This window comes from [Mycobacterium] manitobense (assembly GCF_025821665.1).
In the GTDB taxonomy this organism is placed as follows: domain Bacteria; phylum Actinomycetota; class Actinomycetes; order Mycobacteriales; family Mycobacteriaceae; genus Mycobacterium; species Mycobacterium arseniciresistens.
The window spans coordinates 25,260-48,315 of record NZ_JACKSJ010000182.1; the positions used below are offsets into that span (position 1 = coordinate 25,260).

Annotated in this window: 24 protein-coding genes; 12 read left to right on the forward strand and 12 right to left on the reverse strand. The window is 69.0% G+C overall.

Annotated features, from left to right (window positions below; translation table 11 throughout):
* The first annotated feature begins 70 nt into the window (after positions 1–70).
* Positions 71–469 (forward strand): nuclear transport factor 2 family protein, encoded by a 399-nt coding sequence (locus H7I41_RS20860; protein WP_264014523.1) that lies wholly within the window; start codon positions 71–73, stop codon positions 467–469.
* A gap of 18 nt (positions 470–487) precedes the next feature.
* On the opposite strand, the gene H7I41_RS20865 is transcribed toward H7I41_RS20860, so the two are convergent.
* The gene (locus H7I41_RS20865; protein ID WP_264014524.1) at positions 488–904 is read right to left on the reverse strand and encodes a DUF4267 domain-containing protein; all 417 of its coding nucleotides are present in this window, start codon (positions 902–904) and stop codon (positions 488–490) included.
* 47 nt (positions 905–951) lie between these two features.
* A complete protein-coding gene (locus tag H7I41_RS20870) occupies positions 952–3,321 on the reverse strand; it encodes a Tex family protein (RefSeq protein ID WP_264014525.1) in 2,370 nt (789 codons plus the stop codon).
* 79 nt (positions 3,322–3,400) lie between these two features.
* Here H7I41_RS20870 and H7I41_RS20875 point away from each other — a divergent pair, with 79 nt between their 5' ends.
* A complete protein-coding gene (locus tag H7I41_RS20875; protein WP_264014526.1) occupies positions 3,401–4,024 on the forward strand; it encodes a hypothetical protein in 624 nt (207 codons plus the stop codon).
* Here the strand turns inward: H7I41_RS20875 and H7I41_RS20880 are convergent.
* A complete protein-coding gene (locus H7I41_RS20880; protein WP_264014527.1) occupies positions 4,021–5,316 on the reverse strand; it encodes an acyltransferase family protein in 1,296 nt (431 codons plus the stop codon). The genes H7I41_RS20875 and H7I41_RS20880 overlap by 4 nt on opposite strands.
* A gap of 173 nt (positions 5,317–5,489) precedes the next feature.
* Here H7I41_RS20880 and H7I41_RS20885 point away from each other — a divergent pair, with 173 nt between their 5' ends.
* Positions 5,490–6,176, forward strand: a complete 687-nt coding sequence (locus tag H7I41_RS20885) for a M12 family metallopeptidase (RefSeq protein ID WP_264014528.1) — start codon at positions 5,490–5,492, stop codon at positions 6,174–6,176.
* Between the two features lie 25 nt (positions 6,177–6,201).
* On the forward strand, positions 6,202–8,682 hold the full coding sequence (locus H7I41_RS20890) for a caspase family protein (RefSeq protein ID WP_264014529.1): 2,481 nt from the start codon (positions 6,202–6,204) through the stop codon (positions 8,680–8,682).
* A 38-nt stretch (positions 8,683–8,720) separates the two neighbouring features.
* Here H7I41_RS20890 and H7I41_RS20895 read toward each other — a convergent pair whose 3' ends face one another.
* Complete coding sequence (locus tag H7I41_RS20895) at positions 8,721–10,979, reverse strand: NADP-dependent isocitrate dehydrogenase (protein ID WP_264014530.1); 2,259 nt, start codon at positions 10,977–10,979, stop codon at positions 8,721–8,723.
* Positions 10,980–11,330: 351 nt separating this feature from the next.
* Between H7I41_RS20895 and H7I41_RS20900 the strand changes: the two genes are divergently transcribed.
* Positions 11,331–12,533 carry an acyl-CoA dehydrogenase family protein gene (locus tag H7I41_RS20900; RefSeq protein WP_264014531.1) on the forward strand — a complete coding sequence of 401 codons (1,203 nt, stop codon included), beginning with the start codon at positions 11,331–11,333 and terminating at the stop codon, positions 12,531–12,533.
* Positions 12,526–13,707, forward strand: a complete 1,182-nt coding sequence (locus H7I41_RS20905; protein WP_264014532.1) for an acyl-CoA dehydrogenase family protein — start codon at positions 12,526–12,528, stop codon at positions 13,705–13,707. Before H7I41_RS20900 ends, H7I41_RS20905 begins: the two co-directional genes overlap by 8 nt.
* A 12-nt stretch (positions 13,708–13,719) precedes the next feature.
* On the opposite strand, the gene H7I41_RS20910 is transcribed toward H7I41_RS20905, so the two are convergent.
* From H7I41_RS20910 to H7I41_RS20940, 7 genes are all read right to left on the reverse strand, one after another.
* Entirely contained in the window at positions 13,720–14,976 is a 1,257-nt protein-coding gene (locus H7I41_RS20910) for an MFS transporter (RefSeq protein WP_264014533.1), read from the reverse strand.
* Positions 14,977–15,066: 90 nt separating this feature from the next.
* Positions 15,067–15,960, reverse strand: coding sequence for a DMT family transporter (locus H7I41_RS20915; RefSeq protein ID WP_264014534.1), 894 nt, complete (start codon positions 15,958–15,960; stop codon positions 15,067–15,069).
* On the reverse strand, positions 15,960–16,856 hold the full coding sequence (locus H7I41_RS20920) for an SDR family oxidoreductase (RefSeq protein ID WP_264014535.1): 897 nt from the start codon (positions 16,854–16,856) through the stop codon (positions 15,960–15,962). The genes H7I41_RS20915 and H7I41_RS20920 overlap by 1 nt, the downstream gene beginning before the upstream one ends.
* 111 nt (positions 16,857–16,967) lie before the next feature.
* Positions 16,968–17,309, reverse strand: a complete 342-nt coding sequence (locus tag H7I41_RS20925) for a DUF1622 domain-containing protein (protein ID WP_372503776.1) — start codon at positions 17,307–17,309, stop codon at positions 16,968–16,970.
* An 80-nt stretch (positions 17,310–17,389) separates the two neighbouring features.
* Positions 17,390–18,109 carry an MgtC/SapB family protein gene (locus H7I41_RS20930; protein ID WP_264014536.1) on the reverse strand — a complete coding sequence of 240 codons (720 nt, stop codon included), beginning with the start codon at positions 18,107–18,109 and terminating at the stop codon, positions 17,390–17,392.
* Positions 18,110–18,214: 105 nt separating this feature from the next.
* Positions 18,215–18,595 (reverse strand): hypothetical protein, encoded by a 381-nt coding sequence (locus tag H7I41_RS20935; protein WP_264014537.1) that lies wholly within the window; start codon positions 18,593–18,595, stop codon positions 18,215–18,217.
* A 162-nt stretch (positions 18,596–18,757) separates the two neighbouring features.
* Entirely contained in the window at positions 18,758–19,498 is a 741-nt protein-coding gene (locus H7I41_RS20940; protein WP_264014538.1) for a TetR/AcrR family transcriptional regulator C-terminal domain-containing protein, read from the reverse strand.
* Between the two features lie 121 nt (positions 19,499–19,619).
* On the opposite strand from H7I41_RS20940, the gene H7I41_RS20945 reads away from it, so the two are divergent.
* The 6 genes from H7I41_RS20945 to H7I41_RS20970 all read left to right on the forward strand — a co-directional run bounded on the left by H7I41_RS20945 (position 19,620) and on the right by H7I41_RS20970 (position 22,050).
* Positions 19,620–19,826 carry a hypothetical protein gene (locus tag H7I41_RS20945; protein ID WP_264014539.1) on the forward strand — a complete coding sequence of 69 codons (207 nt, stop codon included), beginning with the start codon at positions 19,620–19,622 and terminating at the stop codon, positions 19,824–19,826.
* Positions 19,827–19,894: 68 nt separating this feature from the next.
* A complete protein-coding gene (locus H7I41_RS20950; RefSeq protein WP_264014540.1) occupies positions 19,895–20,068 on the forward strand; it encodes a CsbD family protein in 174 nt (57 codons plus the stop codon).
* Between the two features lie 52 nt (positions 20,069–20,120).
* Positions 20,121–20,300: a DUF6131 family protein gene (locus H7I41_RS20955; RefSeq protein WP_264014541.1), complete on the forward strand. Its 180-nt coding sequence runs from the start codon at positions 20,121–20,123 to the stop codon at positions 20,298–20,300.
* 102 nt (positions 20,301–20,402) lie between these two features.
* Positions 20,403–20,816 carry a hypothetical protein gene (locus tag H7I41_RS20960; protein ID WP_264014542.1) on the forward strand — a complete coding sequence of 138 codons (414 nt, stop codon included), beginning with the start codon at positions 20,403–20,405 and terminating at the stop codon, positions 20,814–20,816.
* On the forward strand, positions 20,813–21,256 hold the full coding sequence (locus H7I41_RS20965; RefSeq protein WP_264014543.1) for a hypothetical protein: 444 nt from the start codon (positions 20,813–20,815) through the stop codon (positions 21,254–21,256). Before H7I41_RS20960 ends, H7I41_RS20965 begins: the two co-directional genes overlap by 4 nt.
* Complete coding sequence (locus H7I41_RS20970) at positions 21,253–22,050, forward strand: DUF1206 domain-containing protein (RefSeq protein ID WP_264014544.1); 798 nt, start codon at positions 21,253–21,255, stop codon at positions 22,048–22,050. The genes H7I41_RS20965 and H7I41_RS20970 overlap by 4 nt, the downstream gene beginning before the upstream one ends.
* A gap of 8 nt (positions 22,051–22,058) precedes the next feature.
* On the opposite strand, the gene H7I41_RS20975 is transcribed toward H7I41_RS20970, so the two are convergent.
* On the reverse strand, positions 22,059–23,024 hold the full coding sequence (locus H7I41_RS20975; RefSeq protein WP_264014570.1) for a Bug family tripartite tricarboxylate transporter substrate binding protein: 966 nt from the start codon (positions 23,022–23,024) through the stop codon (positions 22,059–22,061).
* Positions 23,025–23,056: the final 32 nt, after the last annotated feature.

Consider the following 23,056-nt stretch of genomic DNA (forward strand, 5'->3'; position numbering starts at 1 on the left):
CCACGGCCAGTTGCGGCTCAGACCGGCCGCGGCCAGGTGCGGCCGGCGATCGCAGGAAGGAAGTCGGGAGATGTCGGACGAGACGGAACGCAATATCGAGGTGATCAAGAGGGGTTACGAGGCCTTCGCGGCCGGTGATGTCGACACGGTGATGAGCCTGTTCGACGACGATCTCGAGTGGATCCAGCCGGGCAACAGCGCGGTCAGCGGTACCTACCACGGCAAGGCCGAGCTCGGGGAACTGCTCGGCCGGATGGCGGAGAAACAGACCACGGTGAAGGTGAACCGCCTGCTGGGCGACGGAGACACGGTGGTCGCGCTCACCGACGTCACCTCTGACGGTGAGCTCAGCCACGACGCGGACGTGTTCACGCTGCGCGAGGGGAAGACCGTTCGGGTCGAGATCTACGCCGACACGGCGATGATGGAGCGCGTCTACGGCACCAAGGAGGTGTCGGCGACCGGGTAGCCGCCCGCGGGGGCCGCGCTAGTCCCGCGCGGCCGCGCCGGTCGTAGGGACCGGCCGGCTGATCGCGGGTCCTCGACGCGCGGCCCCCCACAGCCCCACCCCGATGCCGACGACCGCACCGCCGAGTCCGATGATCTGCTGGCCGCGCTTGAGGTCGTCGTGCACGCTCATGCCGCCGAGCAGGTCGGCGGCGTCGGCACCACCGGAGGCGAGGAACCAGCCCCGGGTGTCGCGTCCCCGCAGGCCCGCAGCCAGGAGCAGGCCGCCGATCAGGGCGTCGCGATAGCCCATGGACCGCAACAGGAGTCGCGCCGAGGGTCCCGGATCGTCGGGCTCTCCCCACAGCCGGTTGGCCCGCAGCGGGTCGGCGAGGAACGACACGCCGGATGCCAGCCGGATGCTGCCTGCGACGACAGCGGCTCGGTCGATGATCATGAGGGGCAGCCTATGACCAACGACCCGCCGGGATGCTCAGAACGCGCTCACCTGCCGAAACCGGCGTCGCGCAGCGCCTGCGCCATCGACCCGGCGGGCCGGGCCGGCTCGCGGCGACCGGAATCCTTGCCGCGGACCGGGTTCCGGCGCTCCTGACCATTCCGGCTGCCGGCATCGCGGCGCGGCGCCGCAGAGTCCCCGCGCGGGCTGCGCCCGCCCCGGCCCTGCTCCGGCGCGTCCTTCAGCCGCATCGTCAGTGCGATGCGCTGGCGGTCGAGGTCGACGTCGACCACCTTCACCCGGACCACCTGCCCCGACCGCACCAACTCGTGCGGGTCGGACACGAAGCGGTCGGCCAACGCGGAGACGTGCACCAGGCCGTCCTGGTGGACGCCCACGTCCACGAAGGCACCGAACGCCGCGACATTGGTCACCACACCTTCGAGCACCATGCCGGCCTTCAGGTCGGCCACCTTCTCGACACCGGCGGCGAAGGTGGCGGTGGTGAAGGCCGGACGCGGGTCTCGGCCCGGCTTCTCCAGTTCGGCGATGATGTCGGTGACGGTGGGCACGCCGAACCGGTCGTCGGCGAAATCGGCGGGTGCGAGCGAGCGCAGCGTGCGTGCGTCGCCGATCAGCTCGGCGAGCGTGACCTTCGAGCGGTCCAGGATCTTACGCACCACCGGGTACGACTCGGGGTGCACACCAGAGGCGTCGAGCGGGTCGTCGCCGCCGGTGATCCGCAGGAATCCCGCGCACAGCTCGAAGGCCTTGGGCCCCAGCCGCGGCACGTCGAGCAGCGCTTTGCGGTGCGGGAAGGGTCCGGTCTTCTCGCGGTGGCTGACGATCGCCTCGGCGAGTGACTCGCTGACGCCGGAGACCCGGGCGAGCAGCGGCACCGACGCGGTGTTCAGGTCGACGCCCACCGCGTTCACCGCGTCCTCGACCACGGCGTCGAGGCTGCGGGCGAGGGTGCCGGGCGTGACGTCGTGCTGGTATTGACCGACACCGATGGACTTCGGTTCGATCTTGACCAGTTCGGCCAGCGGATCCTGCAGCCGCCGCGCGATCGACACCGCGCCGCGCAGTGTCACGTCGAGGGCGGGCAGCTCCCGGGCGGCATATGCCGAGGCCGAGTACACCGACGCGCCCGCCTCGCTGACCATCGCCTTGACCGGCGCGTCAGCACCCGAGGCGCGGATGTCGGCGATCAATTCGGTTGCCAGGGCGTCGGTCTCGCGTGACGCGGTGCCGTTGCCGACCGCGATCAGGGTCACCTTGTGACGGGCGACCAGGGCAGCCAGGGTGGCCTTGGCGATGTCCCATTGCTTCTGCGGCTGGTGCGGATAGATCGCACAGGTGTCGAGCACTTTGCCGGTGCCGTCCACCACCGCGACCTTGACGCCGGTCCGGAAACCGGGGTCGAGGCCGAGCGTGGTGCGCGCCCCCGCCGGCGCGGCCAGCAGCAGGTCCTTGAGGTTGCGTGCGAACACCGCCACCGCGTCCTCCTCGGCGCGCTGCCGTAGTTTGATCCGCGCGTCCACCGAGGCCGAGAACATCAGCCGGGTGCGCCAGGCCGTCCGCACCGTGGCGGCCAGCCACGGTGTCGCAGGTGCCGCCGCACCCATGTCGACACCGAGCGTGCGGGCGATCATCGCCTGGTAGGCGTCGTCCTCGCCGCCGTCGAAGGTCAGCGACAGCGCCTCCTCCTTCTCTCCCCGCAGCACGGCGAGCACCCGGTGGGACGGCATCTTCTCCAGCGGTTCGGCGAAGTCGAAGTAGTCTCGGAACTTCTGCGCCGCTGGGGTTTTCGCAGCGTCCTCCGACCAGGGCCGGGTGCGCAGGGAGCCATCGGCCCAGAACTTGGTGCGGATCGCGCCGACCAGTTCGGCGTCCTCGGCGGCACGTTCGACGAGGATGTGCCGCGCGCCGTCGAGGGCGGCGGCCACGTCGGGGACCGCGTCGCCGAGGTGGTCGGCGGCCAGTGTCTCCGGCACCTGCCCGGGGTCGGCCAGGAGCCGGTCGGCCAGCGGTTCGAGACCCGCCTCGCGGGCGATCTGTGCCTTGGTGCGCCGCTTGGGCTTGTAGGGCAGGTAGATGTCCTCGACCCGCGACTTGGTGTCGGCGGCCAGCAGCGCCGCCCGCAGGTCGTCGGTGAGCTTGCCCTGCTCTTCGATGGAGGCCAGCACGGTGGCGCGCCGCTGGTCGAGCTCGCGCAGGTAGCTCAGACGCTCCTCGAGGGTCCGCAGCTGGGTATCGTCGAGGCTGCCGGTGACCTCCTTGCGGTACCGCGCGATGAACGGGACGGTCGCACCCTCGTCGAGCAGCCGGACGGCGGCCGCCACCTGGGCCTCCCGTACGGCGAGTTCCTCAGCGAGACGGGCGTTTACCGATACGACAGCAGGGCTCGAAGTCACGCCGAGACCCTACCGAACGCCGCCGACATGTCACGGCGGGCGGCCGGGGCGTGTCGCGGCCGGCCGTTATCGTCGGGCGATGCCCCTGCAGAACCGGGTCACACCGGACGGAGACATCATCGCCACCGAGGCGAGGGGCACGCTGATGGGAAACCGGGGCGTCCTGCACGACGCGGACCGCCGCATCATCCGAAGGTCGCGCAACCGGATGTGGTTGATCTGCCTACTCGAGTTCCGCGAGCGCAGGCGGTCGGTGATGACGCCGGGCAGCTACACCGAACTCTTCTTCCTCGACGAGGCCGTCGCGCTGGCCGCGGGTCACCGGCCGTGCGCGGAGTGCCGCCGCGACCGGTACCGGGCGTTCCTCGACGCTTCGCGCGTCGGCGCCGGCCGGCCGGTCGCCGGCGCGAAGGATCTCGATGCCCTGCTGGCCGCATCGCGGCGGGCGCCGCGCTCCAGCGCACTGGCTGCGGAGCTTCCCGACGGGGTGTTCGTCGACCTCGGCGGCCGGGATGGCGACCGCGATCTCCGGCTGATGTGGGGCGGTGCGACGCACCGCTGGACGCCGGCCGGCTACGTCGATCGGGCACCGGTGTCCGCGGCAGCGGGCGAGGTGGCGGTGGTGACGCCGGCGTTGACGGTGGCGGCGTTGCGGCACGGCTACCGGGTGCAGGTGCATCCCACCGCGCACCGGTCCGGCTAGGCCGCCGTGCGGCCCGCGCAGAGACGGGCGGCCGCGGCGGCGAGCAGGAAGCCGCCGAGGGTGACCCAGCCGGTGGCGCCCGCGAGTCCGTTCTTGGCCAGCAGCACCAGCGCGACGCCTGCGGCGCACACCAGCAGGCCCGCCGCCGTCGACCGCGCGCCGACGGGGCGAGCCGGGGCGTCCCACCACGGCAGGGGGCGGTGTTCCAGCGGTGACAACACCCGGAAGGCGACGGCCATCACGACCGCGAAGACGAGTGCTCGCAGTGCCAGCAGGCCCCAGAAGTCCGGTGCGTGCACGTCGTAGGCGTCAAGGCCGAGGGCGTGCAGCAAGAAGGCGGCCACCGCGATCGCCGGGATGTGCCAGAGGTAGAGCGTCATCGCGCCACCGTTGCCCACCGCGACGGCGTGCCACACCCGCGGGCGGGCGGCCCACCGGCGGACGGGCCCGGCCGCGGCGATGAACGCGCAGGACATCCAGGTGCACTGCAGCGCGAGCAGCAGTGTCGGCGGCGACACGTTCGACATGTGCTCGACACCGGTGACCACCAGTGCCACCTCGTACACACCGGTTGCCGCGAGCGCGATCTGGGCGCCGAGGGCGGCCGCGGCGGCGGCCAGGGCGGCGCGCCGACAGACGAGACCCCGCGCGTAGGCCACCCCGAGCACGATCGGGATCAGCCAGACGATCAGGAAGTTGGCGACACCCGCGGTCGGGGTGCCGGCGGCGACCCGGATGGCGTCGACGGCGGCCGCGGCGACGAGCAGCGAGGCGACCAGCGCCGTGGCCGAGCGGCCCGACCGCAGCCGCGTCAGCACCGGGACGAAGGCGAGGGTGACGAGGTAGACGCCGAGGAACCAGAGCAGCGCAACGGATTCGCGTCCGAGCCGGTCGGCCGATTCGCCGCCGAGCGTGACGCGCACGACGAGCAGTCCCAGCGACCACATAGCGAGATACCAGAACGCCGGCCGGCAGAGCCGTTGGGTCCTGGCGAACAACCAGCCACCCCAGACGGCGCCGGACCGCCAACCGTAGGCCCCCGCGGCGCCGCCGGCGAGGAAGAACAGCGGCATGACCTGGACGACCCAGGTGACGGGCTGGATGTCGGGCAGGGCCCCGAGCAGGTTGCCGATGCGGACACCACTGCTGTCGATGGTGGCCAGCAGCAGGGCGCAGTGCCCGAACATCACCACGACCAGTGCGGCGAGGCGGGCGACGTCCACCGCGCGGTCGCGGCCGGGTTTGGTGACGTCACCGGCGAGCGCGTCGGCCGTGGGCTGGATGAGCGACATGTTCATCAGCATGCCCGGTGGCAGGCGGTCAGGGGATGAGTAGAGCTACGCAACCTGCCGACGTCCGTTCACATGTCGAGTAGCGCACTACTCACGACCTGCCACGCGCGACGGCAGACACTCGAGGCAGCCCATCCCCGGGGTCGGGGTGTGAACGAGAGAAAGGTGTCGCCATGACCGAGGAGAACGCACGCCACTTCTGCATGGTGCCCGTGCCCGGGCAGGTCCAGGGGAAGACGAAGGCCGCGATCCTGAACGAGTTCCGTTGGGAACCCGGGACCCAGATCACCGTGGCCTTCCTGGAGGGCGATCCGGATCTGCGGCGGCGTGTCGCCGAGGTGGCCAAGACGTGGACGGGACCGCAGATGGCCAACCTGGACCTGAAGTTCGTCGACGGTGAGGACGCCGACATCCGCGTCGCGTTCGAGCAGGGCGACGGGTCGTGGTCCTACCTCGGCACCATGTCCAAGGACATTCCCCCGTCGCAGCCGACGATGAACTTCGGCTGGCTCACCCCGGATTCCGCGGAGTCCGAACTACGGGTGGTGCTGCACGAATTCGGGCATGCGCTCGGCCTGATCCACGAGCACCAGAATCCGATCGGGTCGATCAACTGGAACCGCGCCGCGGTGATCGCCGACCTGTCCGGCCCGCCCAACAGGTGGGACGAGGCGACCATCGAGCACAACATCTTCAAGAAGTACGACCCGGCCGAGGTGGACGCCACCGACGTCGACAACCGCTCGATCATGATGTATCCGATTCCGGCCGCATGGACCACCGACGGGTTCTCCGCAGGCCTCAACCGCACTCTGTCCGAGACGGACAAGGAGTTCATCCACGACGCGTACCCGTGGTGAGCGACCGCGGCAGGGAGACACAGCCATGAGGGATCTCGCAGTGGTGGTGGGTATTTCGCGATACCCGCAGCTGGCCGCCGACGGCGCCGCACCCGATCTCGACGGACCGCACAACGACGCGCTCGCCGTGAAGAACTGGCTCGTCGACCCCGACGGGGGTGGCTTGGCGGAGGACGATGTCCGGCTGATCCGCTCGGCCGATCCCGTGGACACGCACGATCCGCAGCCGGCGGCCGCGCAGGTCGAACGCGCCCTCAAGTGGGTCGAGGAGCAGACCCGCGACACGTCGGGGCGAAGGCTCTACCTGTACTTCTCGGGGCACGGCTTCGCCCCGCGGCTGGAGGAAGGCGCGCTGTTCACCGCGAATGCCAGTCAGATGAGTCCTGAGCATGTGTTCGCCCACGGCTGGATGCAGTGGTTCCGCACGGCGCAGCGGTTCCGCGAGGTCGTGCTGTGGATGGACTGCTGCATGAACTTCTCCCAGTCCATCCCGGTCAACGACGTGCAGCTGCGCACCCGCATCGGCACCGGTTCGGCCGTCCCCGCCTTCCTCGGCCTCGCTGCGCAGACCAAGAGCGCACTGGAGCACCGGATGGACGACGGACAGGTGCACGGGGTGTTCACCTGGACACTGCTGTGTGGCCTGCAGGGCGGTGCCGCCGACGAGCGCGGCCGCGTCACCGGGTACAGCCTGCGCAACTTCCTGCTGACGGTGATGCCCGAGTTCCTTCCGGATTCGGCACGGAACTCCACCGCTGTGGACCTCTATCCCTTCGTCCGTGCCGACGACGGGCTGGTGTTCCACCGGCTGCCGGCACGGCTGAAATACCCTGTACAGCTATCCTTTCCGGCGGGTACCGACGGAAAATCACTCCAGATCTGGACCGGCCGGCCGCTGGTCGTCGCAGAGACGGCGACGGTCCGCAACGGTGCATGGAGCGGGCAGCTCCTGCGGGGGTTGTACGTCGCCGAGGTCGCGGAATCGGGATTGCGGCACGGCTTCCAGGTCAGCGGTGCGGGACCGGTGAGGAAGACGGTCAGCGACGCCGGTCCTCCGGTCGAGCCGTCCGACGGCACCGAGCTGTTCTCCCTCGACGTGGTCGCCGACAACCCGTCGGCGGCGATCAGCGTGATGGACAACCGCTTCGAGCGCGTCTTCGACGGCACCGGCGAGGTGCACGAGGTCGACAGCCCCGGCGTCTACAAGGTGCGGGTCGAGTTCGGCCGCGACATCACCATGGTCTGCGATCAGGTTGTGCTGCTGGATCGCCACGGCGTGCCTGGCCGGGTGGCGTCGCCGCAACTCCCGTCCGCGGCGCCCATCCCGGGGACCGCGGCGACGGTCGGCACGCACGAGGCACCGTTCGCGGCGGCGGCCGAGGGTCGCAACCGCCACACGCCGTTCGTACACGGCAGCTCCGGCATCTCGCTGCTCGCCCGGCACTGGACGGATCCCGGCCAGTCGCCGATAGCGGTCCCCCACCCGATGGCGGGTCTCGAACTCGTCGACGCCGCAGGCTCATCGCTGGGCGACCTGGTCGCCGAGAGTGAACTCGACGGACAGCCGGGCGTCGACGCGGTGGCCGTCTGGGAGCGGCCACTCGAACCGGGCATGTACTACCTGAGACAGTGCCGTGCCGACGGTCGACGCCACGAGGGGTGTCTCGTCGTGTCCCCCGGCTGGATCACTCAGGTCGCCGTCAAGCGCGCCGCACATGAGACCCCGTCCGCCGACCACCCCGACGGACTCGCCGGGGTGGCCCTGTTCATGCGCAGACACGGGACGCCGCGATCGGCTGACGAGGATGCCGCCGTCGAGGGCGCCCGCCTGGCGCTGGCGTTGAACCGCAACATCCTCGCCGAGGGCCACGGCGGGCAGCTCGTCGACATGCTGGTCACCAACGTCACCAGCCCGATCGCCGGCATCATCGGCGGACACCTGCTGCTGCTCGCCATGAGGCCGGCGGCGGCGCCGAATCACGCGCAGCAGAAGCAGTTCGACACGCTGGTGCTTCGGCTGAGGGAACTCGTCGGCGGCGGCCACCCCGATGTCGAGGCGCTGTCACTGAAATGCACCGACGCGGCGCTGCGCGCCACCGGTACCTTCGCCGCGCCGCCGATGCTGCGATACGGCTGGCAGCTGATTACCGAGGCCAGTTACGAGCAGCCGGAACTGATCTCGGCCGCGCTGTGGGAACGCGTGCACGCCACGGTCGCGCTGAGGGCCTACCTGACATGGGCCATCGACGGGCAGACCCAGCAGGCGCACGCCGATCAACTCACCGCGTGGATGGGCGAATTCACGGCGGCCCGACCGGCACCGGCCGCCGGGAACGGCCATCTCGGGGCGATGGCCGCCCGGCTGAGCCGGGTCCCGCTGACCGAGTCGTTGCCGTCCGCCGCCCGGGACGCCGCGCGCCGGCTGCAGGTGCCCGCCGTGGCCGCCGAAGCGCTGTGGCGCAACGCCCGGCAGACCGCGACGGCGGGCCACGCCACCACCGGCTGACCGCTACGCGTCCCCCCGCCACCGCACCAGGCGATCGGCTAGCTCTTCTCCGTCACCGGCTGCTCGGTGACGCTTTCGAGCACGGTGTTGAGCGTCTTGCTCGGCCGCATCACCGCGGTGGTCTTCTCGCGGTCCGGGTAGTAGTAGCCGCCGATGTCGACCGCATCGCCCTGCACCTCGGCGAGCTCGGACACGATCGCGTCCTCCTTCTCCTCCAGCGTCTTGGCCAGGGTGGCGAAGTGCTCGGCCAGTTCCTTGTCGTCGGTCTGTTCGGCGAGTTCCTGCGCCCAGTACATGGCGAGGTAGAACTGACTGCCCCGGTTGTCGAGCTCACCGGCTTTGCGGGACGGATTCTTGTTGTTGTTCAGCAACTTTCCGATGGCCGAGTCGAGCGTCTTGCCCAGCAGCACCGACCGCTTGTTGTCGGCCTTGCGGCCGAGGTCCTCGAAACAGGCGCCGAGGGCCAGGAATTCGCCGAGCGAATCCCACCGCAGGTGATTCTCCTCGACCAGCTGGTGGACGTGCTTGGGCGCTGAACCGCCCGCACCGGTCTCGTACATGCCGCCGCCCGCCATCAGCGGCACGATCGACAGCATCTTGGCGCTGGTGCCGAGTTCCAGGATCGGGAAGAGGTCGGTCAGGTAGTCGCGCAGGATGTTCCCGGTGACGGCGATGGTGTCCTCCCCGCGGATCACCCGCTCCAGCGTGTACCTCATGGCCCACACCTGCGGCATGATCTGGATGTGAAGGCCCTCGGTGTCATGGTCTTTGAGGTAGGTCTTCACCTTTTTGCGCAGCTCGGCCTCGTGCGGACGCTCGGTGTCCAGCCAGAACAACGCCGTCATGCCCGATTCGCGCGCGCGGGTGACCGCGAGTTTCACCCAGTCCCGGATCGCGGCGTCCTTGACGATCGGCATGCGCCAGATGTCGCCCGTCTCGACGTTCTGGCTCAGCAGCACCTCGCCGGTGTCGATGTCGACGATGTCGGCCACCCCGTCCTCAGGGATCTCGAACGTCTTGTCGTGGCTGCCGTACTCCTCGGCCTTCTGCGCCATCAGGCCGACGTTGGGAACGGTGCCCATGGTCGTCGGGTCGAACTGTCCGTGGGTCTTACAGAAGTTGATCATCTCCTGGTAGATCCGGGAGAACGTCGATTCCGGGTTGACCGCCTTGGTGTCCTTGGTGCGTCCGTCGGCGCCGTACATCTTGCCGCCGAGCCGGATCATGGCGGGCATCGAGGCGTCGACGATCACGTCGCTGGGCGAGTGGAAGTTCGTGATGCCGCGGGCCGAATCGACCATGGCCAGCTCGGGCCGGTGCTCGTGGCAGGCGTGGAGGTCGTTGACGATCTCCTCGCGCTGAGAGGCCGGCAGCTTCTCGATCTTGTCGTAGAGATCGGACATGCCGTTGTTGACGTTGACGCCGAGCTCGTCGAACAGCTTCTGGTGCTTGGCGAATGCGTCCTTGTAGAAGACCTTGACCGCGTGGCCGAACACGATCGGGTGCGACACCTTCATCATCGTGGCCTTGACGTGTAGCGAGAACATCACGCCGGTCTCGTAGGCGTCCTGCATCTCGTGCTCGTAGAACTCGCACAGCGCCTTCTTGCTCATGTACATGCTGTCGATGACGTCGCCCGCGTCGAGTGTGACCTCGGGCTTGAGCACGATGGTCTCGCCGCTCTTGGTCTCGAGGACCATCTTGACCTTGCGGTCCTGCTCGATGGTCATCGACTTTTCGCCGGCGTAGAAGTCGCCGCCGCGCATGGTGGCCACGTGGGTGCGCGACGCCTGCGACCACTGGCCCATGCTGTGCGGGTGCTTGCGGGCGTACTCCTTGACGGCCTTGGGGGCACGACGGTCCGAGTTACCTTGGCGCAGAACGGGGTTGACTGCGCTGCCGAGGATCTTGGCGTAGCGATCCTTGATCGCCTTCTCCTCGTCGTTCTTCGGCTCCCCCACCCAGTCGGGCAGGTCGTAGCCCTTGGCCTTGAGCTCCTTGATGGCGGCCAGCAGCTGGGGCACCGAGGCGCTGATGTTCGGCAGCTTGATGATGTTGGTGTCCGGCGAGTGGGTGAGTTCACCGAGCGTGGCCAGGTTGTCGGGCACCCGCTGGTCCTCGGTCAACCGGTCGGAGAACTCGGCCAGGATCCGCGCCGCCACCGAGATGTCACTGGTCTCGACATTGATTCCCGCCGGTTCGGTGAACGTCCGAATGATGGGCAGAAAGGCGTAGGTCGCCAGCATCGGCGCCTCGTCGGTCAGCGTGTAGATGATGGTCGGCTTCTCGGCGCTCATTGGTCTGTTCTCCCGGCGTCAGTTCGGTCAGTGGCGAAGCGGTCCGCTTGTGGCGGCGGTTACCAGTATTGCCTCGCGCACACCTCCCGTGTGATGTGCCCTGCACGACGACTGTGCACCGGCCAGCCGCGACCGCGACGTGGCGCAGCGCGATGCTTTGCTGCCATCACCGGTGCGGGGGTGATATCCCGTGCCGGCCGCCGTCGGCGCCGGCGGGTGGAGTTCGCCGCTGCTCGCCCCGTCCGGTCGGCCGTCGGGCGTTCGCGGCCCGCCGGTACGGTCACAGTGGGCGCGCGGTCGCAGCCGCGTGCCGGGCGCGAATCCGCAGCCGACACGCTGGAGGAGCACTTCATGAGCACCGTCGCCGAGGCCGAGCGGGTCGCCGAACTCGCCCGCACCGTGGTCGCCGAACACGATCCGAAGTCCGTGCCCATCCCCGAGTTCCTGGGCGCCTGCTACGACGCCGGCCTGTCCTGGGTGCACTTCCCCGACGGGCTCGGCGGCCTGGGGCTCTCCCGCGGACTGCAGGCCGTCGCCGACGGCATCCTGCAGGGCGCGGGCGGGCCGGTGCCGCTGGGGCTGAACCCGATGGGCTACGGCATGGCGGCGCCGACGGTGCGCGAGCACGCCCGCGGGGACGACCTCAAGCGGCAGTGGCTGAGGCCGCTGGCCACCACCGAGCACATCTGGTGTCAGCTGTTCTCCGAGCCCGGTGCGGGTTCCGACCTGGCGGGGCTGTCCACCTCGGCGGTCCCCGACGGCGACGAGTGGGTGATCAACGGCCAGAAGGTGTGGACCAGCCTCGCCCATCGCGCGCGGTGGGGGCTGCTGCTCGCCCGCACCAATCCCGACGTGCCCAAGCACAAGGGCCTGACCTACTTCGTGATCGACATGCACGCGCCGGGCGTCGAGACGCGGCCGCTGCGCCAGCTCACCGGCCACGCCGAGTTCAACGAGGTGTACTTCAGCGAAGCGCGCATCCCCGACGCACACCGCCTCGGCGACATCGGGAACGGCTGGGCGGTCGCGATGACCACGCTGATGAACGAGCGCAGCGCGCTCGGCGGCAGCGGCAGCCGCCGCGGCGCGGGCACCATCGCCGATGCGGTCGCGCTGTGGGCGTCGCGGCCCGAGCGGCAGACGCCGGTGCTCCGGGACCGGCTGACTCAGCTGTGGTTGCGCTCCGAGGCACAGCGGCTGACGTCGGAGCGCTCGCGCGCCTCGGCGACCGTCGGCGGCCCCGGCCCCGAGGCCTCGATCGGCAAGCTCGTCGGCGCCGAACTCAATCAGCACATCTACCAGTGGTGCATGGATTTTCTGGGGCCTGAGGGACTGCTCTACCACGGCTACGGGATGCAGGACGGCGGCCGGGCCGCCGAGGAGACCGACTGGCGGGGCCCGCTCCAGCAACGGTTCCTGCGCAGCCGCGCCAACACCATCGAGGGCGGCACGTCCGAGGTGATGCGCAACATCCTGGGTGAGCGGGTGCTCGGCCTGCCGGGCGACCTGCGTGCCGATGCCGGCATGCCGTGGAAGGAGATCCCGCGTGGCTGAGGAGCTTGCGGATCAGCCCGAGAGTCAGGCTGAGGAGTTCAGGTTCACCGACGAACAGCAGCAGTTGCGCGCCGCGGTACGGAAGTTCTGCGCCGAGCACTTCGACGAGCAGGCGGTACGGGCCCTGATGGAGTCCGACCCGCCGTTCGACCCGAAGCTGTGGTCACGGCTGGGCGCCGAACTCGGCGTGCTGGGACTGTCGGTGCCAGAGTCCGACGGCGGCGCGGGCGGCAACCTGGTGGATCAGGCGGTGGCGGTCGAGGAGTTCGGCGCCGCGCTGGCGTGCGGACCACTGTTCGGGACGGTGTACCTCGCCGTTCCCGCGCTGGTCGCCGCGTCGGCCGGGGCGGCGGGTGACGGCCTGCTGGCCGATCTCGTCGAGGGCGCCCGGACCGCAGCGCTCGCTGTCGGTGAGCGCGCCGGCGTGTTCGACCCGGGCGCCGTGACGGTCACCGCCGAGGGCGACGCACTGACCGGGACGCTGCCGCAGGTCGTCGACGCCGGCGCGGCCGATGTGCTGCTGGTTGCCGCCACCGGATCCGACGGCCCGGGGTTGTACGCGGTCGACACGACGGCCGACGGGGTGACGCGCACACCGTTGCAAACGCTGGACCTGACCCGCCCGCAGGCGGCGGTCGAACTGGCAGGCGCGACGGCCACGCTGATCGCCGGTCCCGACGAGGCGCCCCGGGTCATCCAGCACGCCCTGCACGTCGGTGCGGCGCTGCTGGCCGTCGAACAGGTCGGCGCCGCACAGCATCTGCTCGATCTGGCCGTCGACTATGCGAAGTCACGGCTGCAGTTCGGCAGGCCGATCGGATCGTTCCAGGCGGTCAAGCACCGGTTGGCCGACATGCTGGTCGAGACCGAGCACGCCCGTTCGACGGCCTATCACGCGGTGTGGGCGCTGACCGACGGGTCCGACGACCCGGCTCTGGCCACCGCGATCGCGCAGGCCACCGCCTCGGCCGCGCTGAGCCGGATCGCCGCCGACACCATTCAGGTGCTCGGCGGCATCGGGTTCACCTGGGAACACCAGGCGCACCTGTACTTCAAGCGCGCCACCACCGATGCGGCGCTGCTGGGCAGCGCCGAGGACCACCGCTCGCGCATCGCCGAACTGGTGCTGGATTCCGCGACGCCTGACCGCGTGGTCCGGGTCGCCGCCGGCTGAGCCGGGTGGTGGTCAGCGCTCTGCGCTGTCCGAGGGGACGCTCGCGTCCGCCGGCGGGCCGGCCACCTCGGCCGCCACCACTGTGGACGGACGACCCAGCAGCAGGAACAGCGCTCCGCCGGCGAAGGCGGCGGCGCCGGCGAATGTCAGGAAGCCGTTGAAGCTGGGGCTGGCCTGCAGACTGCGGCTCAGGATCAGCGCGCCGAGTGCCGAGGAGACGCCGATGGCGGCCGACAGCACACTGAGCACCGTGCTGTAGATCGTCAGGTGGAAGCGACGGGCCACCAGATAGGCGATGACATCCCCTTCGGCGCCCCAGGCCGCCCCAAGGCAGCACACCGCCACCACGACGACGGCGAAGCCGTCCCACGGTGATGCGATCAGCAGGCAACCGAGGCCGGGCAGTCCCATCGCCACGGCCGCGACGATCTGGGCAGGCAGCCGATCGAGGGCGATGCCGCAGGCGAACCGGCCGACGATCACGGCGACGGCGAAGACGGACACCAGCATGGCCACCGCCTGGCCCGCCGGCACCGAGTCGCCCAGCATCACGCCGAGCTGGGTGGTGGTCACCGAGTGGTACAGGTTGCACAGCAGCACACCCCCCAGCAGGATCCAGAACACCCGGCTCCGCCCGATCGCCCGGTAGTCGTTGCGGGTGTTGGCATCTCGCGCGGCGCGGCGCAGCGTAGGGTCCTCGGCGGGGATCAGCGTCAGGGCCAGCACGCCGATCGCGGCGATGACGGCCGCGATCGCCAGGCAGCCCACCCGCCAGCCGTAAGCACTGTTGACGGCCTCCACGGCGGGGACTCCGATCGCGCCGAGCAGCGGCGGACCTGAGATCGCGATCGCCAGTGCCAGGCCGCGGGCCTCCTTGAACCGGGTGGCGACGAGGCGGCTGTAGACCGAGGGGGTCGTCGTCACGCCCAACGCGATCAGCACGACGTTGATCGCGAAGTACTGCCAGATCGGGCCGGACATCAGCGAATAGCCGATCCAGCAGGCGGGCAGGCCGATCACGCCGAGGATCGCGATCCGGCGCACACCGAACAGGTCGGTGAGGCGTCCGTAGACGGGCAGGAAGACGAAGGTCAGCAGGGTGATGACGCCGGTCAGGGCGAAATCGGCACGGCTCCAACCGAATTCCGCGAGGAACTGTGGCCCCATCGCGGCGTTGGTGTAGGCGCTCAGGCTCAGTCCGGCGCTGAGGCCTGCGGTCGCCGCCGCCAGCGGCTGCCAGTTGGTCCGCAGTTCGCGGAAGTAGCTCATGTGTTTCCTTCGTCGTGGGCAGACCTGGGCAGCACCACCGAGTATCCCGTCCGCCCGCTGTGGCGGGGCGCTCCCCCGCAGCCCGACGTGTCAGGGGGCGGGAACGGGTCTGGCCCGCGCGCGGACGGCGACGAGGCCGCCACCGATGACCAGTAGCATCCCGGCGTAGGTCACCGGCGTCGGCGCGTGGTGCCACACCACCCAGTCGATCAGGGCGGTGAAGACGATCACCGAGTAGATGAAGGGGCCCACCTTCTCCGCCGATGCGTAGCGGTAGGCCAGCACGATGAGTACCTGTGAGCCCATCTGCGCGCATCCGAGGGCGGCCAACCACACCCAGGCCTGCCCGGGAATCGGTTGCCAGTCAAGGACGGCGATCGGCACGGAAAGCACGGTGGAGAGCAGGAAGTAGTAGAACAGGATCCTGATGACGGGCTCGGTGGCACCGAGCCAGCGCACCGACATCATCGCCACGGCGAGGAACACGGCGCCGGCCAGTGCGGCCAGCTCGCCGGTGTCGAATCGGTGGCCCTGGGGCTGCAGGACGAGCAGCACCCCGGCGAAGCCGAGTCCGGCGCCCGCCCATGTCAGCCCGGAGATACGGGTCCGGGTGACGCACCACGCGACCAGCGGCATCCACAGGGGTGCGGAGTAGGTCAGCAGGGTGGCGTTGGCCAGCGGGATCTGGGTGATCGCGAAGAACAGCGCGTACCAGCAGGCGGTGCCCATCGTCGCCCGCAGGACGTGCATGCCGATCCGGTTGGTGCGCAGTGCCGCCCGTCCACCCCGCAGCGAGGCCGGGACGATGAACAAGAAGCAGATCAGGTTCTGCGCGAGCAGCAGGACGCCGGTCGAGGTGTATTGGCCCGAGACCTTGGCCAGCGCACCCACCAGCGCGACGCAGAAGAAGGCCGCGGTGGTGAGAGCCGCTGCGAGGAGGAGGTTTTCGGGCCGGTATCCAGTGCCGGCCGCCGCCGACGGCATCACTGCCCCCGCAGGGCCGGCATGTCTGTGGCAGAGGCGGATTCGGTGACGCGTGCGTTCATCCGGTTGGTCTCGCGCTCGAGGAGGTGGTTGAGCGCGCGGGGCGCGACGACGTCGAGAGCCCGCAGCGCGAGGGCCTTTCGGGGCGCGATGCGGACGGGCCGGTGGCGCGCGGCGGTCACCATCCACTCGGCGGCCTCCTCGGGGGTGAGCGCGGGCACCCCGGCGTAGGCGCGCGTCGGCGCGATCATGGCGGTCGCCACCAGCGGGTAGTACACGGTGGTGGAGTGCACGCCCGCGTGACCCCACTCGGTGTCGATGACGCGGCTGACCGCGCTGAGTGCCGCCTTCGACGCGTTGTAGACGGCGAACAGCGGCGAAGATTCGGGCAGCACCCGCCAGGTGGCGATGTTGATGATGTGGCCGTCACCGCGTGCGCACATACCGGGGGCCAGGCCCCGCATGAGTCGCAGCGGCGCGTAGTAGTTGAGCGCCATGACGCGTTCGACGTCGTGCCAGCGATCCAGCGAGTCGGCCAGTGGCCGGCGAATCGACCTGGCGGCGTTGTTGATCAGGATGTCCACCGGCCCCGCCTCTGCCACGAGGTGGTCGACCTGGTCGAGGTCGGCGAGGTCGGCGGCCATGGCGATGGCCCGGCCGCCGCGGGCGGTGATGCGGTCGACCAATTCGGCGAGGAGATGTTCCCGGCGGGCGACGGCGATGATCGACGCTCCCCTGGCGGCGAGTTTCTCGGCAGCAACGGCGCCGATGCCGGCCGATGCGCCGGTCAGCAGGATCCTCTTGCCGGCAAGGTCCACGGGATGGCGTGAAGGCAGATGCGGCAGTGGACGCATTCCCGCCAGCCGCATCGCTCTTCTGAGGTCGGGCTTGGCCACCGTCGATCCCCTGTCCTGCCGGCACGCCGCAGCCGGATCCGTCCACAATCTAGGGGGCGGGAGCTGCGTACGTAGCAAATTGACTGAATGGTCAGCAGGCGGACGGCACTGTCATTCCTGCGTGGGTCGGGTCGACTCGCGGGCGGCCCGCGCCAGCACCTGCGGACCGGTCGTGAGGGCCTTTCGCCACGGCGCGACGCCGTCGACCTCCACCTCGATGGTGATGCTCAGCACCGTCCGGATCAGGACGATCATCCCCAACACCGCCGCATCGGTCAGCGACGGTGTCGAGGTGACGGTCTTGACGATGTCCGCGGCCACGAGCAACTCCAGGCCGAGCAGTATCGCCCCACCGAGTGAGTTGCGCAGCGTCTTGAAGGCGCGGCCGCCGTCACGGGTACGCGCCCAGATCACCGCGGCGAGGGCGAAGGCGAACAGGAAGCCCACCACCATCGACAACACACCGGACACCTCGAACACCTGGGTGGCTCGCTCGAAGAACGTCTCCAGTCGCACTCAGAACACCCCTGCCCTCACGTCGACCAGTCGGCTGCCTGCTCGTTGAGCAGGCCCCACCGCACCGACGTCACACCGGCCTGTCCGCTCAGTGCACGGATGGCGTCTTCGGCGGACTGGTCGTCGCGGACGGCGGTGGCGTAGTCGGCTCGGAGTTCGGTCTGGTGGGCGGTGTGCGCCGGTAGCGAATGCACTCCCCGCAATTGGAACTGCGGCGCCGGCAGCGCTTGCGTCACCAGCGCTTTGACCTCCGCCTCCATCTGGGCGCCGCACACGACGCTGAGCCGGTACTCGGCCGCTGTGACCTCGCGTCCACCCTTGGTGGTCATCCGGTCCAGCCGTGTTCCGAGCGGCTGGAGGAACCAGTTGCCCGCGACGACGATGACAGCGCCGGCCAGGGCTTCGCGCCACATCCAGGCACCGGCCAGCGCGCCGACGGCGGCCGTCGCCCACAGGGTGGCGGCGGTGTTGAGGCCGGTGACGGACAGTCCGTGCTTCATGATGACGCCGGCGCCGAGAAACCCGACGCCGGAGACGATCTGGGCCGCGACCCGAAGCCGGTCGCCTTCCTGGTCGAAGCTGTAGGCGCTGAGGATGAGGAACAGCGCGGAGCCCATGCTGACCAACGCCATCGTCTGCAGCCCCGCCATCCGGGACCGCCACTGGCGTTCGAAACCGATGGCGATGCCCAGCGCCGTGGCCAGGCCGACCCGGGTCAGCAGTTCGAGGGCCAGCATGCCTGCGATCTTCCCCTCATCGCCGGCTTTCGTCCGCCCGACACGCTCGGTGAACGCGGCCGGCCCGCCACCTCGTGGTGGCGGGCCGGGTGGGCGGCTCGGATGTCAGGGCTGGGCGGCGACGAGCGGCGGATTCTGTGCGACCGGACCCGTCTGCTTGGGCGGCTTGGGCGACTGCTCGACGACCGCGAGGCCGGGCTCGACGATCTCGGGCCGGATGTTGCCTGCGCCTCGCTTGGGGGCGGTGGTGATGACGATGGACCCGCCGCGGCAGGAGACGATCTTGCCGTCGACGATGACGTCCTGACCGTCGTCGATCGGGATGTTGTAGCCGTCGGCGTCGGTGTAGTTGCAACTGCCGGCGGGGCCGGGATCGTTGTCGGTTGCGTTCGCGGTGGCCGGGGCCAGGGCGAAGATGGCGAGTGTGCCGAGCATCGTGGCCGCGTAGCGGAAGCGGGTCAGCTTGCGGGTGTTCGAAGTGGTCATGGTGAGTTCCTCTCGGGCGGGGCTGGTGCCTGGGTGCTGAGAAGAATGTTGCTCGCCGCAGGGGGGTGTCCGTAATCGCCCACAGGCCAGAGTTCTCCCGTGCGAGGCAAGGGTTTCCTGGTCGCGCGGTAAGGCGAAAAGAAGAGCCGGGCCGGCTCATCGTCAGGGTGCCGGGCTGCCGGTGGTGACGAGGGTCGCGGTCAGCCCGCTGAGGATGAGGTCGAGGCCACGGTCGAGTTCACTGGCCCCGTCGTACGCCGACAGAACGGGTGCCATTTCGCGCAGGTTCGGGAACTCATTCACGGGAAACCGGTGCAGCCCCAACCGCAGCACGTGATCGGTCTCCTCAGGGCGTTCTACGATCTCCTGCAGTTCGTCGAGGATGTGGCCGTGGAGGTAGCCGAAGAGCACCCGGTAGACGTGGAGCGCGTCCGTTCCGGTGAATCCAGCCGATGTCAGCAGGGCGAGCACGTCTTCGAGAGGACGCAACATTCCCGGAGACCGCTGTCCGAGCGGGGTGGCCAGCGGTCGGGTGACCAACAGCGTCGCCGCGTTGGGGTGCGCCATAGCGAGTCGACGATATTCGTGTGCGACACAACGCAATTGATGGATCCAGTCGGGGTCACCACGGTCCACCGCGAGCTGACTCAAGAGGATCTCGGCGACACCGTCGAGCACAGCACCCTTGTTCGGGACGTGGCGGTAGAGCACTGCCGGATCCCGGTTCAGCGCCTCGCTGAGGCGGCGCATGGACAGTCCGCTCTCACCGTCGCGGTCGAGGATCGCCAGCGCGGTGTGCAGGATGAGATCGCGCGAAATGGGTGCAGCGCGCACGTCGGCCCCGATACCCGTGGGGTGCCTGCCGTTATGCCCGCCGTCCGTGCGATCCAACCGTCCAGCCATCGCCTGCGCCTCCGTCGCTCTTCATCGTTGACAACACCATAGGCCCACAATGTAGGTCAACGCTGTTGACACTGCTGTCGTACGGGTGTCTACTGGAGTCCTACACAGTCTGAGGCACCACATGATCGTCACCGGCGGACCGCTCGACCTCACCGTCGCCGTGACCGGTGCCCCCGAGACCGCCGGCCGTCTTCATGACGCCCCGCTACGAGCGCCGAAGACCGGTCGGCACAACCACATTCGGCTCAACGACGACGCCGCTCCAGTCACGCAGCACTGCGCTCAGCCGACGGTGAACACCATGCCCGCACCGCACCCGGCCCCCTGACCCGGTAGCACGAACTCCACATCCGGCCCGCGACAACGCGGGTCCGAAACACCACACAAAGGAACACCATGACCATCGGTAAGACGATCGCCCATCAGGCCGAAGCCGCACGGGGTGCGACCAAGAAGATCCTCGGACGCGCCGTGGGGAACACCCGCCTACGCACCGAAGGACGCGCGGAACAGGCAAAGGCCAATGCCAAACAGTCGGGGGCAAAGCTGAAGGACGTCTTCAAGCGATGAACTCCTCCTGGTCTGTCCTCCAACACATCTCGTCAGAAATCAGGTCCGAATCATGATCGTTCTCGGAATCGTCCTCATCGTCCTCGGACTCCTGCTTCCAAGCCTGGTCCCGACTTTCGCCTTCGCGCAGATCCTGTTGGTGATCGGGATACTTCTTCTCGTCGTCGGCTTGATCCTGCTCGTGGTGGGACGGATGGGACACGCGGTCGGCGGTCGACGTCACTACTACTGAAACCAGCCCCACGGCAGCTTTCGCACAGCAAATCGATTGTCAGAAAACACTTCTGCACCACCTGTGAGCAGATTCTTCACCTCATCGACCTAAGGAATGAACATGGACACCAACACCATCGTCTTGATCGTCGTCGTCGCGCTCGTGGCGCTGCTGGTCCTCGCGGCCCTCGCCTGGGTGGCTCGCAAGAAACGCGATCAGCACCGCCACACCGAAGCCGAGAACATCCGCGGCCAAGCCCGAGACGAGGACCGGCACGTCACGCAGCGCGAAGCACGTGCCGAGGAAACCGCGGCCAAAGCCCGCGCCGCTCAAGCCGAAGCCGACATCAAAGCGGCCCAGGCCAAGGGACTGCAGCAGCAGGCCGCCGGTCATCGTCACGAGGCGACCACCTCTCGCGACGATCTCAATCAGCAGTTCGAGCGCGCGGACGCCCTGGATCCGGCCTCCCCCGCGCCGCAGGGCCGCGGAGCAGCCACCAATGATGAGACGCGGCCCGGAGCCGGGTCCCGATGACCCCGGCGCACCCGAACACCTCGGCGGCTGCCACGCCCGGACAGGAGCAATTGCCGGCGAGTCACCTCAAGATCGTCAAACTCGAACTCTCACCACAGGACAGCCCCCGCTACGACGTGCGGCTGCAACTGTGCCGACCCCTGACGAACTACGAACTACACGAACTCGAGGTGCACCGATCGATCGGCCTCGACGTGTCAGCCGATGACCCGTCGCAGCTGATCGCCACCCACACCACCGTCGAAGACGTACAGGACCGGTTGCCGGAGTTCCACGGTCTGCTGACCACCGCTTCCGCTGACGCCCACGCCGCCCAGGCTGCGGCCGACCTCGCCCGGGACGCGGTTGTCGCAGAGGAGTCACGACGTCAGACGGTGATCAGCGAAGCCAATTCGGCCCTTGGAGCGTGCCCTCACACTCATGCGGTGAGTGCGGTGTGACAGGCACGTTGGCGGACATCGCCCAGAACAGCGTCTTCGAGCGCGTCGCCCGGGCCGGCTACGTGGTCAGCGGGTTGCTCCACATCGTCATCGGCTATCTGGCGATTCAGATCGCGCTCGGTACCGGAGGCACCGCCGACCAATCCGGGGCCCTGTCGGCTCTGGCGGTCAAGCCAGGCGGCATCGTCGCGCTCTGGGTCGCGGTGGTCGCGCTCGGGATCATGGCGATGTGGCGGATCGCCGAGACGCTGCTCGGCCGCTCCACCGACCCGAAGCGCCAAAGTGCCATGCTGGAAAGCGTCGACCGGGCAAAGGCGTTCGCGCTGGCCGTCGTCTATTTCGGATTCGCGTACTCCACCTTGGGATTCGCCCGCGGTGCCGGGAAATCCACAGGTGACCAGAATGTCGGCCTGAGCGCCCGGCTCATGCAATCCGGCGGCGGCACCGCCCTCCTGGTGGTCGCCGGTATCGTCATCGCCGCCGTCGGCGGGTACCACGTCTACAAGGGAGCGGGCCGCAAGTTCCTCGATGATCTCAATGGCAACGCCAGCGACCTGGTGCGGCGACTCGGTGTCATCGGGTACGTCGCGAAAGGACTCGTCATCGCCGGCGCCGGGCTACTCGTGATCATCGCCGCGTGTTTCTCCGAGCCCAGCAAGGCCACCGGACTCGATGGCGCACTCAAGGCACTCGGAGCCCAGCCCTTCGGAGCGATTCTTCTCATCCTGGCCGGCCTGGGCATCATCACCTATGGCCTGTACAGCTTCGCCATGGCGCGCTACACCAAGATGTAGCAGCCTGGTCAGCGACCTGCCTCCCCCAGCGCGGCCTTCACGTCCGCCTGGGTCTCGGCCAGGAAGGTCTGGAACTCCGTGCCGGTCATGAAGGTGGTGGTGAACTGGTTCCGCTCGGAAATCTGCTGCCAGATAGGCGATTTCACCATCTCGCTGAGCGCCCTCTGCCAGAACGCGACGGCGACCTCCGGCATGGCCGGTGGACCGTAGAGTCCGCGCCAGTTCGACAGCGTGACGTCGAGCCCTTGTTCCCGTGCGGTGGGCGCCTCGAGGCCGGGTAGCCGGTTCTCGGCGAGTACACCGAGCGCCACGAGCTCGCCTGACTTGAGTTGTCCGACGAACTCGCTGACGCCGCCGATCGCCACACTGATGGCACCGTCACGTAGCGCGGCGTTCTGGTCGCCGCCTCCCTCCTGGGTGACGTACTCGATGGTCGACGGGTCGCCGCCTGCCGCCGAGACCAGGAGGTCGAAGGGTGCTTCGTCGTCGTTGGCGGCACCGACCGGGACACGACCTGGATCCGCCTTGATGGCGGTCATGAGGTCGCCGAGATTCGTGAACGGTGAGTTCGCAGCGGTGACGACGACGTAGTACTCGGTCATCAGACGGGCGATCATGGTGACGTCGTCGTACCCGTACTTCGACACGCCGCGCAGCTCGTTCATCATGATCGACAGCGACGTGACGGAGACCTGGTCGTCCCTGCCCTTGTCCTGCTCGACCATGGTGGTCAGGAAGTCCGCGCCGCTCGCTCCCGGCCGGTTCACCACCGGGAGCGGCACCTCGACGATTCCCTCCTCCTGCAGCGCGTCGACGACCGAGCGGATCGTGAGGTCGAATCCGCTTCCGGGGTTGGCACCGGCCGTCATCGTGACGGGTCCCGTCGGGTAAGCGTCTGCGGCGGGCGCCGACTCGGCGTCCTGACAACCGGTCAGCACCAGCGTCGAGGCCGCCACAGCGGCGATGGCGTGCATGATCTTCACGGGGGGATGCTCCTAGCTCGAGT

Excerpts from the sequence above, each read along its gene's own strand:
- H7I41_RS20860 (WP_264014523.1), top strand. The coding sequence starts at position 71 with ATGTCGGACGAGACGGAACGCAATATCGAGGTGATCAAGAGGGGTTAC.
- H7I41_RS20865 (WP_264014524.1), bottom strand. The coding sequence starts at position 904 with ATGATCATCGACCGAGCCGCTGTCGTCGCAGGCAGCATCCGGCTGGCA.
- H7I41_RS20875 (WP_264014526.1), top strand. The coding sequence starts at position 3,401 with ATGCCCCTGCAGAACCGGGTCACACCGGACGGAGACATCATCGCCACC.
- H7I41_RS20880 (WP_264014527.1), bottom strand. The coding sequence starts at position 5,316 with ATGTCGCTCATCCAGCCCACGGCCGACGCGCTCGCCGGTGACGTCACC.
- H7I41_RS20885 (WP_264014528.1), top strand. The coding sequence starts at position 5,490 with ATGACCGAGGAGAACGCACGCCACTTCTGCATGGTGCCCGTGCCCGGG.
- H7I41_RS20890 (WP_264014529.1), top strand. The coding sequence starts at position 6,202 with ATGAGGGATCTCGCAGTGGTGGTGGGTATTTCGCGATACCCGCAGCTG.
- H7I41_RS20895 (WP_264014530.1), bottom strand. The coding sequence starts at position 10,979 with ATGAGCGCCGAGAAGCCGACCATCATCTACACGCTGACCGACGAGGCG.
- H7I41_RS20900 (WP_264014531.1), top strand. The coding sequence starts at position 11,331 with ATGAGCACCGTCGCCGAGGCCGAGCGGGTCGCCGAACTCGCCCGCACC.
- H7I41_RS20910 (WP_264014533.1), bottom strand. The coding sequence starts at position 14,976 with ATGAGCTACTTCCGCGAACTGCGGACCAACTGGCAGCCGCTGGCGGCG.
- H7I41_RS20915 (WP_264014534.1), bottom strand. The coding sequence starts at position 15,960 with ATGCCGTCGGCGGCGGCCGGCACTGGATACCGGCCCGAAAACCTCCTC.
- H7I41_RS20925 (WP_372503776.1), bottom strand. The coding sequence starts at position 17,309 with ATGGTGGTGGGCTTCCTGTTCGCCTTCGCCCTCGCCGCGGTGATCTGG.
- H7I41_RS20930 (WP_264014536.1), bottom strand. The coding sequence starts at position 18,109 with ATGCTGGCCCTCGAACTGCTGACCCGGGTCGGCCTGGCCACGGCGCTG.
- H7I41_RS20935 (WP_264014537.1), bottom strand. The coding sequence starts at position 18,595 with ATGACCACTTCGAACACCCGCAAGCTGACCCGCTTCCGCTACGCGGCC.
- H7I41_RS20940 (WP_264014538.1), bottom strand. The coding sequence starts at position 19,498 with ATGGCTGGACGGTTGGATCGCACGGACGGCGGGCATAACGGCAGGCAC.
- H7I41_RS20945 (WP_264014539.1), top strand. The coding sequence starts at position 19,620 with ATGATCGTCACCGGCGGACCGCTCGACCTCACCGTCGCCGTGACCGGT.
- H7I41_RS20950 (WP_264014540.1), top strand. The coding sequence starts at position 19,895 with ATGACCATCGGTAAGACGATCGCCCATCAGGCCGAAGCCGCACGGGGT.
- H7I41_RS20955 (WP_264014541.1), top strand. The coding sequence starts at position 20,121 with ATGATCGTTCTCGGAATCGTCCTCATCGTCCTCGGACTCCTGCTTCCA.
- H7I41_RS20960 (WP_264014542.1), top strand. The coding sequence starts at position 20,403 with ATGGACACCAACACCATCGTCTTGATCGTCGTCGTCGCGCTCGTGGCG.
- H7I41_RS20965 (WP_264014543.1), top strand. The coding sequence starts at position 20,813 with ATGACCCCGGCGCACCCGAACACCTCGGCGGCTGCCACGCCCGGACAG.
- H7I41_RS20975 (WP_264014570.1), bottom strand. The coding sequence starts at position 23,024 with ATGCACGCCATCGCCGCTGTGGCGGCCTCGACGCTGGTGCTGACCGGT.